Raw genomic sequence first — 13,576 nt, 5'->3', positions numbered from 1 at the left:
GCCATGAAGTATCTGATCCATGAGACGCTTCGCACTGTGAACACGGATGATGTCTTCGAGTTCGGATTGACCGAAATTTCGAAGCCACGGGCTGACGAAGATTTCTATCAAGCCGATGCCGTAATTATCAAAAATCAGAAGGTTATATCGAGAATAAAGCCCTCTGGTATGACTGAGTTCGATGTGGTTCGGGGCTTTCTTACCTATGTCGGTATAAATCTTAGGGTGCTGCCGCGCGAGCACGCGGTAGAGTTTGAACTCTACGGACTGACACTTGACCAGTACATGCCGATGACCAAGTCGATACGTGAAATGTTCGATGAGTAGTGCCGCAGCCGCAAGGCCACTGAACCAGGAAGCCGCGAGCTGGTGAAAAACGTCCTCTTCGTCTGCAGCCAGAACCGCTTGCGCAGCCCGACCGCCGAGCAGGTGTTTTCGACGCGCCGGGACATCGAGGTTGCGTCGGCGGGAACCAATCATGACGCCGACACGCCGCTGACGCATGAGCTGGTCGCCTGGGCTGACATCATCTTCGTCATGGAAAAGCTGCACCGCACCAAACTGCAGAAGAAATTCAAGACGAGCCTGAAGAAGGCCCGGGTCATATGCCTCGATATACCGGATAACTATGAATTCATGGATCTGGAGCTGATTGACCTTCTGAAGGCGCGCGTTGCACGCTATCTGGCGTGAACCAGATCCTCGCCATCCTCGGATCCTCGCCGCATCGCCCCGCCCACGATGACGAAGCGAGAGCGGTCACGGGGTCGCGCCTGTCAGGCGTCGTGCTTGAAGCGCCGCTTGCCGCGATCTTTTTCGGAATGCGCCTCTCCGGTCCGGTCCGGTTTGGCGTCGGCCTTTTCGCGGCGAACGCTGTGCTGGTCGTTCATCGGATGTGGCGGCACGCCTTCTCTGGCGCTTTTCGTTTCAAGACGGGTGATGAATATATCGAAGCGATTGGGCATCGTTCGGTCAGTGCTCCGTCGTGCTGTCTGGTTTGTTGTCGGAAAGCCTGACATTCGTCGGCAAGGCGGTTGTCGCCCGCTCGGTCAGGCCGGTGTCGGTCTTGGCAGGCAGCCGCTTGTCCCTAGGGGCGGCGACGCGCTTGCGGCCGGCATAGTAGGGTTCGAAAGCGTCCTGTATCTTCAGGCTGTCCATCCTGTCCTCCCTTTAGGAATCAGGGGCTAAATCTGCCAGTCCCGGTTTGGTTCCCCACTGTGGCGAAGGCATGGCGATTGGCTTACATCGGCGTGAGCTTTTGCAAGCCGGCACCAGCCATGCCAAACAAGATTTGCCAGGCCAAACAGGGCCGAATGGAGACGGCATCAGTGACCGATGAGACGGGCAAGCGCAGCTATGTGGTCGGGCAGACCGAAATTGCCGCCCGTCCGCTCGAGCCGGCGCTCTATCTGGTGGCGACCCCGATCGGCAATCTGGCCGACATCACCTTGCGCGCGCTGGAGACGCTGGCCGCCGCCGACATCGTCGCCTGCGAGGATACGCGCGTGTCGCGCGTGCTGCTCGACCGCTACGGCATCCGCCGCCGCACCACCGCCTATCACGAGCACAACGCCGGCGAGGCCGGGCCGAAACTGATCGCGGCGCTTCAGGCCGGCCAGAGCGTGGCGCTGATTTCCGATGCCGGCACGCCGCTGGTCTCCGATCCCGGCTACCGGCTGGTCGGCGAGGCGATCGACCATGGCCTTCGCGTCGTGCCGATCCCCGGCCCGTCGGCGCCGCTGGCCGCGCTGACGGCATCCGGTCTGCCGTCCGACGCCTTCCTGTTCGCCGGTTTCCTGCCGGTCAAGGTTGGCCAACGGCTGACACGGCTGGAAGCCCTGAAGGCGGTGCCGGCAACGCTGATCTTCTTTGAATCGCCGCGCCGGCTGGCCGAATCCCTCGGCGCCATGGTCGAGGCCCTCGGCGGCGAACGCAAAGCCGCCATCGGCCGCGAATTGACCAAGACCTTCGAGGAAATGCGCATCGGCACGTTGCAAGTGCTCGCCGACCATTACGCCGCGGCCGATACGCCGAAGGGCGAGATCGTCGTTTGCGTCGGTCCGGCTGAGGCCAAGGCGGACGAACCGGCCGATATCGATCGCCTGCTGCTGTCGCTCGCCGCCGAAATGCCGGCCTCCAAGGCGGCGGCGGAAGCCGCCAAAATGACCGGCGGCCAGAAGCAGGCGCTCTATCGGCGGCTGTTGGAACTCAGGGACAGACCATGATCCCGAAAAGTGGAAATCGGTTTTCCCGGACAAACGGTTTCGTTTGTCGAGAGATCATGGTCAAACAAAGCTCAGGGGAAGCCGACGGTGGCTGAGCGCCCGAGCGCCAACCGCCAGAAAGCCTATCGGCGCGGCCATCGCGGCGAATGGCTGGCGGCTGCCGCGCTGATGCTCAAGGGCTACCGCATCCTCGCGCGACGCCATCGCACCCGTTTCGGCGAGATCGACCTGATCGCGAGGCGCGGCGACCTCGTTCTGTTCGTCGAGGTCAAGGCGCGCCGCACGCTGATGGAAGCCATGGAAGCGATCGGCCACGAATCCGAGCGCCGCATCGAGGCGGCCGCCGACATCTGGCTGTCGCGGCAGCCCGACTACGGCAGGCTGTCGATGCGTTTCGACATGGTCGCGGTGCTGCCCTGGCGCTGGCCGGTTCATGTCGAGAATGCGTTTTATGGACGGAATTAGTGGGAGGGCCTCGCGTCGAGGAGGCCGCAGAACACTCCTCACCCCCAAATCATCAGCGCCACCAACCCGACACCCCCCACCACCAGCCGCCACCAGCCGAACAGCGAGTAGCCGTTGCGCGAGACGTAATCGAGCAGGTAGCGGACGACCACCAAGGCCGTGACGAAGGCGGCGACGAAGCCGATGGCGATGATTGGCAGGTCGGCGCTGCTCAGCACGTTGCGGTTCTTGAACAGGTCGAAGGCAAAGGCGCCGACCATGGTCGGGATGGCGAGGAAGAAGGAAAATTCCGCCGCCGCCCGCTTGTCGACGCCCAACAGCAGCGCGCCGACGATGGTCGAGCCGGAGCGCGACGTGCCGGGGATCAGCGACAGGCACTGGAACAGCCCGATCTGCAGATAAAGCCGGGTCGGGAAGCGCTCGACGTCGCGGTAGACCGGCTTCAGGTTCATGCGGTCCACCGCCAAAAGCACGACGCCGCCGATGATCAGCATGATGCAGATCAGCCGTGGCGATTCGAACAGCACTGTCTTGATGAAATCATGCGCCAGCGCGCCGATGATCGCCGCCGGCAGGAAGGCGATCAGGATGCCGATGACGAAATGCCGCGTCAGCCGGTCATGCGGCAGGTCGAGCAGCATCTGCCACAGGCGGCGGAAATAGACGCTGAGGATTGCCAGGATGGCGCCGAGCTGGATCAGGATCTCGAAGGCCTTGCCGGTGGAATTGAAGCCGAGGAAATGGCCGGCGAGCAGGATATGGCCGGTCGAGGACACCGGTATGAACTCGGTCAGGCCCTCCAGCAGGCCGAGCAGCAGGGCTTCGACGATGGTCTGGCTTTCCATGGGCTACCTCGGCTTTGCGCGACGGCTAACAGAACGGTTTGCTTGTCATGGCGTTGAACTGCCCCTATAGGTCGCAACACCCTGACGGCCCGCTAACCGGGCGGCCAAGACTTACCGGTGCGCCCGGCGATTCGCCAGTGCGCTTTATCATCGCGGAACCATGCTGACGCTTTTCCACCATCCCATGTTCGCCACCTGCCGTTTCGTCCGCCTCGCCTTCGGCGAGTATGGCGAGGAACTGGCGTTGATCGAGGAAAAGCCGTGGACGCGGCGCAAGGAGTTTTTGGCGCTGAACCCGGCCGGCACGCTGCCGATCCTGCTCGCCGAAGGCGATGTGCCGATCGTCGGCGCAACCGTCATCGCTGAATATCTCGACGAGACGCGCGGTGTCTTGAAGCGCGACAAGCGGCTGTTCGCCGAAGACCCGATGCAGCGCGCCGAAATCCGCCGGCTGATCGACTGGTATCTCAACAAGGCCGAAAGCGAAGTCACCCGGCATCTGGTGCGCGAGCGCGTGCTGAAGCCGATCATGCCGGAAACGGCGGGCGGCGGCTCACCCGATTCGGGCGCCATCCGCGCCGCGCGCGCCAACATCCGCCAGCACATGAAATACACCAACTGGCTGGCCGGCACCCGCCATTGGCTGGCCGGCGGCAGGGTCACCTATGCCGATCTGGCAGCCGCGGCGACGCTGTCGGTGCTCGATTATCTCGGCGAGATCGACTGGCGCGAACACACTGCTGCGCGCGAATGGTATACGCGGGTGAAGTCGCGCCCCTCCTTCCGGCCGCTCCTGACCGACCGCGTGCGCGGCCTGTCGCCGGTGTCGCATTATGCGGACCTCGACTTCTGACGCCGCAAAACTGCGCGCGCTGATCGACGCGGAGGCGCAGCGCGCCGGCTTCGATGCCATTGCCGTCACCTCTCCCGATGCCATCCCGCTCGCGCCTGCGCGGCTGGCCGAATTCGTCGCCGACGGCTTTCACGGATCGATGGACTGGATCGCCGAGACGATTGCGCGCCGCAGCGAGCCTTCCACGCTGTGGCCTGAAGTGCGCTCGATCGTCGTTCTGGCGATGAATTACGGGCCGGACCATGATCCTCGCGACCTGCTGGCCAAGCGCGACCGTGGCGCGATCTCGGTCTACGCGAAAAACCGCGACTATCACGAGGTGATGAAGGGGCGGCTGAAGGAAATCGCCGGCAAGATCGTGGCGCGTGCCGGCGGCGACGTGAAAGTGTTTGTCGATACCGCTCCGGTCATGGAAAAGCCGCTGGCCGAAGCCGCGGGCCTCGGCTGGCAGGGAAAACACACCAATCTGGTCAGCCGCGAGCACGGCTCCTGGCTGTTCCTCGGCACCATCTTCACCACGGCTGAGCTGGTCCCCGATCGCGCCGAGATCGACCACTGCGGTTCCTGCCGCGCCTGCCTCGACGCCTGCCCGACAGACGCCTTCCCAGCACCCTACCGGCTCGATGCACGGCGCTGTATTTCGTACCTCACCATTGAGAACAAGGGACCGATCCCGCATGAATTCCGCGAAAAGATCGGCAACCGCATCTATGGCTGTGACGATTGCCTGGCCGCCTGCCCCTGGAACAAGTTTGCCCGCGCCGCCTCCGAGGCAAAACTCGCCGCGCGCGATGATCTGCGCGAGCCGGCGCTCGCCGACCTGCTCGAACTGGACGACGCGGCCTTCCGGTCGTTTTTCTCGGGTTCGCCGATAAAGCGCATCGGCCGCGATCGCTTCATCCGCAACGTGCTGATCGCCGCCGGCAATTCCGGCGAGGCCGCGCTGGCCGGTCCCGTGCGTGGCTTGCTGGATGACGCCTCGCCGCTGGTGCGGGGCGCGGCAATATGGGCGCTGGCGCGGCTGGTGCCGGATGCCGAATATTCCGAGCGGGCTGAGATCGGCCTGAACACCGAGATTGACGGGGCCGTACGCGAGGAATGGCGTCTGGCGCGGCCAACCAGGGCACATGCATGAGCGAAAAGCAGATCTTGATCTTCGGCGCCGGCTATTCCGGCAAGGCTTTTGCACGCGCCAATCCGGGCGCTGCCACGATCTTCGGCACGACTCGTTCCGAGGAAAAATTCGCAGCGCTGCGCCAGGCCGGCATCGCGCCCCTGCTGTTCGATGGCGCGCTGACCGGTGAAATCGGCAAGGCGCTGGAAAAAACGACGCATCTGGTGATTTCGGTCGCACCCGAAGAGGCGGGCGATCCCGTCTTGAATGCCGCCCGGGCCGCAATCGCGAGGATGCCGGCGCTGGAATGGATCGGCTATCTCTCAACCGTCGGCGTCTATGGCGACTATGGCGGCGCCTGGGTCAACGAAAAGACCACGTGCCGGCCGGTGTCGAAACGCTCAGTCATGCGGGTTGAGGCCGAGCAGCAGTGGCTGAAGCTCGGCAAGGATATCGGCCGGCCAGTGGCGATCCTGCGCCTGTCCGGCATTTACGGACCTGGCCGCAACGCCCTGGTCAATCTGGAAAACGGCACCGCGCGGCGGCTGGTCAAGCCGGACCAAGTGTTCAACCGCATTCATTGCGACGACATTGCCGGGGCGCTCTGGCAGCTTATCGAGGGCAACACAGGCGGCATCTTCAACATCACGGACGATGAGCCGGCGCCGCCGCAGGATGTCGTCGCCTATGCAGCGTCTCTGATGGGCGTCGAGCCGCCGCCGGAAATTCCTTTCGAGACCGCCCAACTTTCGCCCATGGCACGGTCCTTCTATGGCGAGAACAAGCGTGTCGCCAATGCGGCGATCAAGGCGGCGGGCTATGGCTTTCGCTTTTCGGACTACCGCGCCGCCTTCGACCATATGTGGGCAAGCGGCGACTGGCGCGATGGCGAGGCGCGCAGCCCGATAAAGCGCTGATTGCGCCAAGGGGTAGGGCGATCGAAGCACGTTGCGTTGCGTGCTATGATTCGGGCCTGGGATTGCGGTGGGGATCCGGTTTCATGAAGACAGCGATGCGGCTCGGCAAGAAATCACTGCTGGCAGCGGTGCTCGGTTTGCTAGGCCTCGCCGTCCAGCCCGCAAGCGCGGAGGAACGGGCAAAAGACCTGTTCGGCGCCGAAAAACTGCCGACCGCGACCGCGGCGCAGTCGATCGGCTTCTATTCCAAGGGCTGTTTTGCCGGCGGCGTCGCCATTCCCATGGATGGTCCGACCTGGGAGGTGATGCGGCCGTCGCGCAACCGCCGCTGGGGCCATCCGGCGATGATTGCCCTGATCGAGAAACTGTCGCGCGATGCCGCCGCCGATGGCTGGCCCGGTCTCTTGATCGGCGACATTTCGCAGCCGCGCGGCGGCCCGATGATGACCGGCCACGCCTCGCACCAGATCGGGCTCGACGCTGACGTCTGGCTGACGCCGATGCCCAGCCGCCCGCTGTCGATGGCGCAGCGCGAATCGATGAGCGCCACCTTGATGGTCGACGAGAAGACGCATCTGGTGAAGGACGCGCTGTGGAAGCCGCAGCACACGGCGCTTCTGAAGCGGGCGGCGAGCTATCCCGAGGTCGAACGCATCCTGGTCAATCCCGGCATCAAGAAAAAGCTCTGCGACACGGTCAAGGGCGACCGCACCTGGTTGCGCAAGATCCGGCCGTTCTGGGGCCACGACTATCATTTCCACATGCGCATCGGCTGCCAGCCGGGTTCGCCCAACTGCAAGGCGCAGGAGACGACGCCCGATGATGACGGCTGCGGCAAGCCGCTCGCTTGGTGGTTCACCGAAGAACCGTGGCGGCCCAACAAAAACCCGGATGCGCCGAAGGCGCGCGACGTGATGACCATGGCCAACCTGCCCAAGGAATGTCGCGCCGTGCTCGAAGCGCCGGGGCCAGAGTCGGCCGAGGCGGCGACCTATCATGGCGGCGCCGTGCCGGTCGCGGTCGCCGCACCCGAACCGGAAGCGCCGCCGCAGCCGGCCAGCACCGCCAGTGGCGGCGGCGATTTGCCAGGCGCGGCAAATGCTTTCGCGGCGACGCCCAGAATGGGCGCGCCGGTTCCCCGTCCTCGGCCGCCTGCGAACTGATCGCCGCTGCGCCTTCGCAGTCTCAATCGGTTTAGCGGGCTGTTTTCGCGAAATAGTGGCCGTTTGGCCGCAGAAGCTCGCCGCTCGCGCGGACGGGCTCGAAAACCGTTTCCCTTTTCAGACTCATGCGCTAGTCAACGGAAGAACGGCGATACGCCGTCAGGGGGCGCCGGGGACGGACGAAAGCATGCCAAGCGTAAGCGATACCGACATGTCATTGCGGTTTCCGATCCTGATCGGCGACATTGGCGGCACCAATGCGCGCTTTTCGATCGTGCTCGACGCCAATTCCGAGGCCGGCGAGCCGCAAATCGTCCAGACCGCCAATTACAACACCATCGACGAGGCGATCCAGGCGGCGGTGCTTGACCGCTCGTCGGTCCGCCCTAATTCGGCGGTGCTGGCGGTGGCCGGCCCGGTCGACGGCGACGAGATCGAGCTCACCAACTGCCCGTGGGTCGTCAAGCCCAGGCAGATGTTCGCCAATCTCGGCCTGAGCGACATTGTCGTGCTCAACGATTTCGAGGCGCAGGCCCTGGCCGTCGTAGCGCTCGGTGAAGAGCATATGGAAAAGATCGGCGGCGGCACGCCGGAGCCGAATGCCGGCCGTGTCGTGCTCGGGCCGGGAACCGGGCTCGGCGTCGCCGGGCTGGTCTATGCGCTGCGCCACTGGATTCCGGTGCCCGGCGAAGGCGGCCATATGGACATCGGCCCGCGCTCACCGCGCGATTTCGAGGTGTTTCCGCACATCGAGAAGCTAGAGGGCCGCATTTCCGGCGAGCAGATCCTGTGCGGACGCGGCCTCGTCAACGTCTACCGCGCGGTGGCTAAGGCCGACGGCAAGCCGTCGCCCTTCACCACGCCGGCCGAGATCACCGCTGCGGCCCTGGCCAAGACCGATCCGGTGGCTGAGGAAGCGCTGGAGACCTTCGTCACTTGCCTCGGGCGCACCGCCGGCGACCTTGCCCTGGTGTTCATGAGCCGCGGCGGCGTGTTTTTGACCGGCGGCATCGCGCAAAAGATCGTGCCGGCGCTGAAGGAAGGCAATTTCCGCGCCGCCTTCGAGGACAAGGCGCCGCACAGCGCGCTGATGCGCACCATGCCCGTCTATGTCATCACTCACCCGCTGGCGGCACTTCTCGGCCTTGCCGCCTATGCCCGAAACCCGTCGCTGTTCGGCGTCCAGACGGCGGGCCGGCGCTGGCAGGCCTAGAGCGGTTCACCGTTTCACGGAAACGCCGACCCGCTCTATCCCCTTGTTTTGACGCAATTCCGGACGGAAAACCGCTACGCACTTTTCCTGGAATTACTCTAGCTCTTCGACGAGATGTGCCTATATTCCCCGCGGGCGCGCTTGAGCCGCCCGCGACGAAGTTAATCAGCCGCGGGCATAGGCAAGCCGGCCTCATAACGCTAAGAGGGGTGCCGAATTTGCAGCCCGATCCTACGAGGCGGAAAACCACAAAGCGCTCCTGATTTGACACTTCAAGCCCCCAAACAAAAAGTCCAGCCCGGCGAGGTCACAGCGGTGCTCCGCCGCATCCTCGCTGAAAACGGCGATGAATATCGCTGGACCTATGTCGTTGCCGTCTCTTGCTTGCTGATTGTTTCCGGCACCACCGCCTTCACGGCGTGGATCATGGCGCCGATGATCAACCAGATCTTCTACGAACGGCGCGGCGATATGATCGTCTGGATCTGCGCCGGTTTCATGGGAGCCTCCCTGCTGCGCGGCTTCGCCGGTTACGGCCAAGCGGTCGCGTTGGCCAAGATCGGCAACAATCTGGTCGCGCGCTACCAGAAGCGCAGCTTCGACCATCTGATGAAGCTCGGCGTCAACTTCTTCAATGATACACGTTCCGGTCGGCTGGCGGCGCAGGTCAACGAGAATGTCGGCGGCGTCCGCGATCTGCTGTCGCTGACACTGACCTCCATCAGCCGCGACGCGGTCACGCTGATCGCCCTCGTCGGCGTCATGATCTACCAGGATCCGGTGTTGTCGCTCAGCTCGCTGCTGATCGGGCCGCCGCTGATCTGGGCCGTCGTCTACATCACCCGCCGACTGCGGCGTATCAACCGGGAATCCGTGCTGATCAATTCGCGGCTGAACGGGTCCGTGCAGGAGGCCACGCAAGGCATCGCCATCGTCAAGGCCTTCACCCTGGAGGACGAGCTGGCGCGCCGCATCGGCATCATGGCCGACACGGCCGAGCAGCGTAACAACAAGATCGCCCGCGTCGCGGAGCGGCTGTCGCCGATTTCCGAAATTCTGGGCGGTCTCGCCATTACCTCCGTGCTTGCCTATTCCGGCTACCGGGCGCTGGTGCTTGGACAACCACCGGGCGCGGTGTTTTCCTTCATCACCGCGCTGATCATGGCCTACGACCCGGCAAGACGCCTGGCGCGCACGCAGGTCGGAATGGAACGTGCCCTGGTCAACGCGCGCATGATCTACGAGTTGCTCGACCTGGAGCCGAAACAGGGCGACGCGCCCGATGCCGTCGAGGCCAGGATCACCACCGGCGAGGTGCGCTTCAACAATGTGACGTTCGGCTACAGCGCCGACATGCCGGTGTTGAGGGACCTGAGCTTTACCGCCGCGGCCGGCAAGGTCACCGCCATCGTCGGCGCTTCGGGCGCCGGCAAGTCAACGATGGTGGCGCTCTTGCAGCGCTTCTACGACGTCGACCAGGGCAGCATCGAGGTCGATGGCCAGGACATCTCGAAGGTGACCAAGCAGTCGCTGCGCCAGTCGATCGCCTATGTGGCGCAGGCGCCATATCTGTTCGAGGGCACGATCCGCGACAACATCCGCTACGGCCGGCTGTCGGCCACGGACGCCGAGATCGAGCAGGCGGCGAAACAGGCGGCAGCCGACGAGTTCATCCGCCAGCAGCCGCAAGGTTACGACACGCCGGTCGGCGAAGGCGGCTCGACGCTGTCGGGCGGCCAGCGCCAGCGCGTCTCGATCGCCCGCGCCATCGTGCGCCAGGCGCCGATCCTGCTTCTCGACGAGGCGACTTCGGCGCTCGACAACGAGGCGGAGGCGCGCGTCCAGGAGGCGCTGAGCCATGTCATGCAAGGCCGCACGACGATCGTCATCGCGCATCGGCTGTCGACGGTGGTCAATGCCGACCGCATCATCGTGCTGGAAGAGGGACGGTTGGTCGAGGAAGGCACCCATGCGACGCTGATGGCCGACCCGGACAGCATCTATGCCCGCTTCCACCGCATACAGGGCGTCAAGGGTCTGGGGCTTGTCGACGACAGCGTACCGATCCAGACTTCGTCCAAGGACTTTGAGACGCGGAACATCGCCCGGAGCACGGCATGAGCGAGACATCGGCAACCGGCAAGCCGGCAAGCGATATGGGCCTTGTGGTGGTGGGTGCAGCCGGCCGCATGGGGCAGACGCTGATCCGCGCCATCCATACCATTCCCGGCGCCCGCGTCATCGGCGCGGTCGAGCGTGCGGATTCGCCTTATCTGGGCAAGGATGCCGGCGAGCTGGCAGGGATCGGCATCATCAACGTGCCGATATCAGACGATCCGCTGCCGGTCTTCGCCAAGGCCGATGGCGTCCTCGATTTCACCACGCCGGCCTCGTCAGTCGAATTCGCCGGTTATGCGGCGCAGGCGCGCATTGTCCATGTCATCGGCACCACCGGCTGCTCGGCCGACGACAATGCCAAGATCGCGGCGGCGGCGCGCCATGCGACGATCGTCAAGTCGGGCAATATGAGCCTCGGCGTCAACCTGCTGGCGGTGCTGGTCGAACAGGCGGCGCGCGCGCTCGATGCCGACGATTTCGACATCGAGATCCTCGAAATGCACCACAAGCACAAGGTCGATGCGCCGTCGGGCACCGCATTGCTGCTAGGCGAGGCCGCCGCCGCAGGGCGCGGCATAGCGCTGGCCGGCAATGACGTGCGTTCACGCGACGGCCACACGGGCGTGCGAAAGCAAGGCACGATCGGCTTCGCCACGCTGCGCGGCGGCTCGGTGGTCGGCGATCACAGCGTCATCCTGGCCGGCACCGGCGAGCGCATCACGCTGTCCCACCATGCCGAGGACCGCGCCATCTTCGCCCGCGGCGCCGTCAAGGCAGCGCTGTGGGCGCGTGGCAAGAAGCCGGGGCTATATTCGATGCGGGACGTGCTCGGGCTCAGCTGAGCAAACCACAACCACCTTGTTTTAACGCAATTCCGGACGGAAACCCGCTTCACACTTTTCTCTTGAAGGGAGCAAAAATGTCGAGAACCCTCGTGCTCGTGCGCCATGGCCAGAGCGAATGGAATTTGAAGAACCTGTTCACCGGCTGGCGCGACGTCGACCTGACCGAGCAGGGCCACGCCGAGGCCAAGGCCGCCGGCCAGAAACTCAAGGCGCGTGGCCTGAAGTTCGACATCGCCTTCACCTCGGCGCTGACCCGGGCGCAGAAGACCTGCCAGCACATTCTCGACGCGGTCGGCCAGAGCGACCTGAAGACCATCCGCGACCAGGCGCTCAACGAGCGTGACTATGGCGACCTCTCCGGCCTCAACAAGGACGATGCCCGCAAGAAGTGGGGCGAGGAGCAGGTGCATGTCTGGCGCCGCTCCTATGACGTGCCGCCACCCGGCGGCGAAAGCCTGAAGGACACCGGCGCGCGCGTCTGGCCCTATTATCTGCACGACATGCAGTCGCACGTGCTGCGCGGCGGCACCGTGCTGGTCGCCGCCCACGGCAATTCGTTGCGCGCGCTGATCATGGCGCTGGACGGCAAGTCGGGCGAGGAGATCGTCAAGCTGGAACTCGGCACCGGCGTGCCGGTCATCTACCAGCTCAACGCCGATTCGACCGTTGCGTCGAAGGAAGTGCTGGAGGGTTAAAGCAATTCCAGGAAAAGTGTGTGCGGTTTTCCGTCCGGAATTGCGTCAAGCAGAGCGTCTAAGGTTCCTGAGCCGGCAAGCGGAGGCTGCGGCCCTTGTTGGGACATGCACTTTTGCCAAAGCTGTAATTCCAGCTTTCGGCGACATGGTCCAAAAAGCGCGTTGACAGCCATCGCTTGCCCGCTTACATGAGCCCGCACCAGCCCAGATGGCGGAATTGGTAGACGCGCACGGTTCAGGTCCGTGTTCCGCAAGGAGTGGAGGTTCGAGTCCTCTTCTGGGCACCAAATTCCCGTTTCGAACCGTTCGATGGTTCAGAAACCCAAAGAAAAAGCCCGGTTTGTCCGGGCTTTTTCTTTGTCCGGCATATCGGCGTTGTCCGATGTCCGACTGTCAGCGAATTGACAGGTTCCTCCAGCCAATGTCCCACTGGATCACGATCGCCAAAGCCCGGTTCCAGAACGCGCTCGTCGGGGGAACCGTCACGGCCTCCTCGATTGCCGTCGAAGGGACCGCCCCGACAAAGCTTTGACATGATCGCGGCTAGTTTAGAAACATTCAAAATTGGACAGCCCTGCATGAATCCTACCTACACAAGCGCACAGAAGGCCATTCATTGGGCCGTGTTTCTGCTGGTTATCGGCCTTTACGGCCTGACTTATGTCGCGGATATCTTTCCACGCAACGACCCTGGCCGGGCGCTCGTCTGGTGGTTCCACATCTCGTTCGGGATGCTGCTGTTCGCGCTGGTCGTCATCCGCGTTGGCCTGCGCCTGATCTTGGGAACCCCGGGGCTGCCGGGGGAAATGTCGGAGCTGGAACGATGGGTGGCCAAGGTCGCGCATCTCGTGCTTTACGGGCTGCTTGTCGCCATTCCGGTCCTTGGCATCCTGGTGACCTGGTACAGGGGCGACGCCTTGAGTTTCTTCGGCCTCTTCACCATCCCGGCTCCGGTCTCCGCGGACAGCGGCACGGCCCGAACCATAAGGGAACTGCACAGCCTCTGCGCCAATCTGATCCTTATCCTTGCCGGTCTCCATGCGGCGGCTGCGCTCTGGCATCACTATGTCCGCAGGGACGACGTGCTCAAGCGTATGCTGCCGGGGACAAGCGGCCCCTGATC

At 64.0% G+C, this 13,576-nt stretch carries 16 protein-coding genes and 1 tRNA gene; 14 read left to right on the top strand and 3 right to left on the bottom strand.

What is annotated here, in order from left to right; all coding sequences use genetic code 11:
• Positions 1–3 precede the first annotated feature (3 nt).
• The gene (locus tag AC04SF_RS14765) at positions 4–327 is read left to right on the top strand and encodes a hypothetical protein (protein ID WP_488478400.1); all 324 of its coding nucleotides are present in this window, start codon (positions 4–6) and stop codon (positions 325–327) included.
• A 42-nt stretch (positions 328–369) separates the two neighbouring features.
• Positions 370–693, top strand: coding sequence for a low molecular weight protein tyrosine phosphatase family protein (locus AC04SF_RS14760; protein WP_488478399.1), 324 nt, complete (start codon positions 370–372; stop codon positions 691–693).
• 83 nt (positions 694–776) lie between these two features.
• Here the strand turns inward: AC04SF_RS14760 and AC04SF_RS14755 are convergent, their stop codons facing one another.
• Both AC04SF_RS14755 and AC04SF_RS14750 read right to left on the bottom strand, forming a co-directional pair.
• A complete protein-coding gene (locus AC04SF_RS14755) occupies positions 777–965 on the bottom strand; it encodes a hypothetical protein (RefSeq protein ID WP_488478398.1) in 189 nt (62 codons plus the stop codon).
• Between the two features lie 7 nt (positions 966–972).
• Positions 973–1,158: a hypothetical protein gene (locus AC04SF_RS14750; protein ID WP_488478397.1), complete on the bottom strand. Its 186-nt coding sequence runs from the start codon at positions 1,156–1,158 to the stop codon at positions 973–975.
• A 155-nt stretch (positions 1,159–1,313) separates the two neighbouring features.
• Between AC04SF_RS14750 and rsmI the strand changes: the two genes are divergently transcribed.
• Together rsmI and AC04SF_RS14740 are read left to right on the top strand one after the other, a co-directional pair.
• Entirely contained in the window at positions 1,314–2,225 is a 912-nt protein-coding gene (rsmI, locus tag AC04SF_RS14745; RefSeq protein WP_488478396.1) for a 16S rRNA (cytidine(1402)-2'-O)-methyltransferase, read from the top strand.
• A gap of 87 nt (positions 2,226–2,312) precedes the next feature.
• Positions 2,313–2,690 (top strand): YraN family protein, encoded by a 378-nt coding sequence (locus tag AC04SF_RS14740; protein ID WP_096452146.1) that lies wholly within the window; start codon positions 2,313–2,315, stop codon positions 2,688–2,690.
• A 38-nt stretch (positions 2,691–2,728) separates the two neighbouring features.
• On the opposite strand, the gene AC04SF_RS14735 is transcribed toward AC04SF_RS14740, so the two are convergent.
• Complete coding sequence (locus tag AC04SF_RS14735; RefSeq protein ID WP_488478395.1) at positions 2,729–3,535, bottom strand: undecaprenyl-diphosphate phosphatase; 807 nt, start codon at positions 3,533–3,535, stop codon at positions 2,729–2,731.
• A 160-nt stretch (positions 3,536–3,695) separates the two neighbouring features.
• On the opposite strand from AC04SF_RS14735, the gene AC04SF_RS14730 reads away from it, so the two are divergent.
• The 10 genes from AC04SF_RS14730 (at position 3,696) to AC04SF_RS14685 (ending at position 13,574) form a co-directional block, all read left to right on the top strand.
• Positions 3,696–4,388, top strand: a complete 693-nt coding sequence (locus AC04SF_RS14730) for a glutathione S-transferase family protein (protein ID WP_488478394.1) — start codon at positions 3,696–3,698, stop codon at positions 4,386–4,388.
• Positions 4,369–5,523, top strand: a complete 1,155-nt coding sequence (gene queG, locus AC04SF_RS14725; RefSeq protein ID WP_488478393.1) for a tRNA epoxyqueuosine(34) reductase QueG — start codon at positions 4,369–4,371, stop codon at positions 5,521–5,523. The genes AC04SF_RS14730 and queG overlap by 20 nt, the downstream gene beginning before the upstream one ends.
• Positions 5,520–6,419, top strand: a complete 900-nt coding sequence (locus AC04SF_RS14720; protein WP_488478392.1) for an SDR family oxidoreductase — start codon at positions 5,520–5,522, stop codon at positions 6,417–6,419. Before queG ends, AC04SF_RS14720 begins: the two co-directional genes overlap by 4 nt.
• Positions 6,420–6,502: 83 nt before the next feature.
• A complete protein-coding gene (gene mepA, locus AC04SF_RS14715) occupies positions 6,503–7,582 on the top strand; it encodes a penicillin-insensitive murein endopeptidase (protein WP_488478391.1) in 1,080 nt (359 codons plus the stop codon).
• 187 nt (positions 7,583–7,769) lie between these two features.
• Positions 7,770–8,795: a glucokinase gene (locus AC04SF_RS14710; RefSeq protein ID WP_488478390.1), complete on the top strand. Its 1,026-nt coding sequence runs from the start codon at positions 7,770–7,772 to the stop codon at positions 8,793–8,795.
• Positions 8,796–9,059: 264 nt separating this feature from the next.
• Complete coding sequence (locus AC04SF_RS14705) at positions 9,060–10,916, top strand: ABC transporter ATP-binding protein (RefSeq protein ID WP_488478389.1); 1,857 nt, start codon at positions 9,060–9,062, stop codon at positions 10,914–10,916.
• On the top strand, positions 10,913–11,755 hold the full coding sequence (gene dapB, locus AC04SF_RS14700; RefSeq protein WP_488478388.1) for a 4-hydroxy-tetrahydrodipicolinate reductase: 843 nt from the start codon (positions 10,913–10,915) through the stop codon (positions 11,753–11,755). The genes AC04SF_RS14705 and dapB overlap by 4 nt, the downstream gene beginning before the upstream one ends.
• Before the next feature lie 77 nt (positions 11,756–11,832).
• Positions 11,833–12,453, top strand: a complete 621-nt coding sequence (locus tag AC04SF_RS14695; protein ID WP_096452162.1) for a 2,3-bisphosphoglycerate-dependent phosphoglycerate mutase — start codon at positions 11,833–11,835, stop codon at positions 12,451–12,453.
• Positions 12,454–12,655: 202 nt separating this feature from the next.
• Positions 12,656–12,740, top strand: a tRNA-Leu gene (locus AC04SF_RS14690).
• A 291-nt stretch (positions 12,741–13,031) separates the two neighbouring features.
• Entirely contained in the window at positions 13,032–13,574 is a 543-nt protein-coding gene (locus AC04SF_RS14685) for a cytochrome b (protein ID WP_096452164.1), read from the top strand.
• Positions 13,575–13,576: the final 2 nt, after the last annotated feature.

The organism is Mesorhizobium sp. CNPSo 4671, from assembly GCF_057784245.1.
Note: the sequence above shows the minus strand (reverse complement) of the source record. Positions and strands in the feature narration are given on the sequence as shown.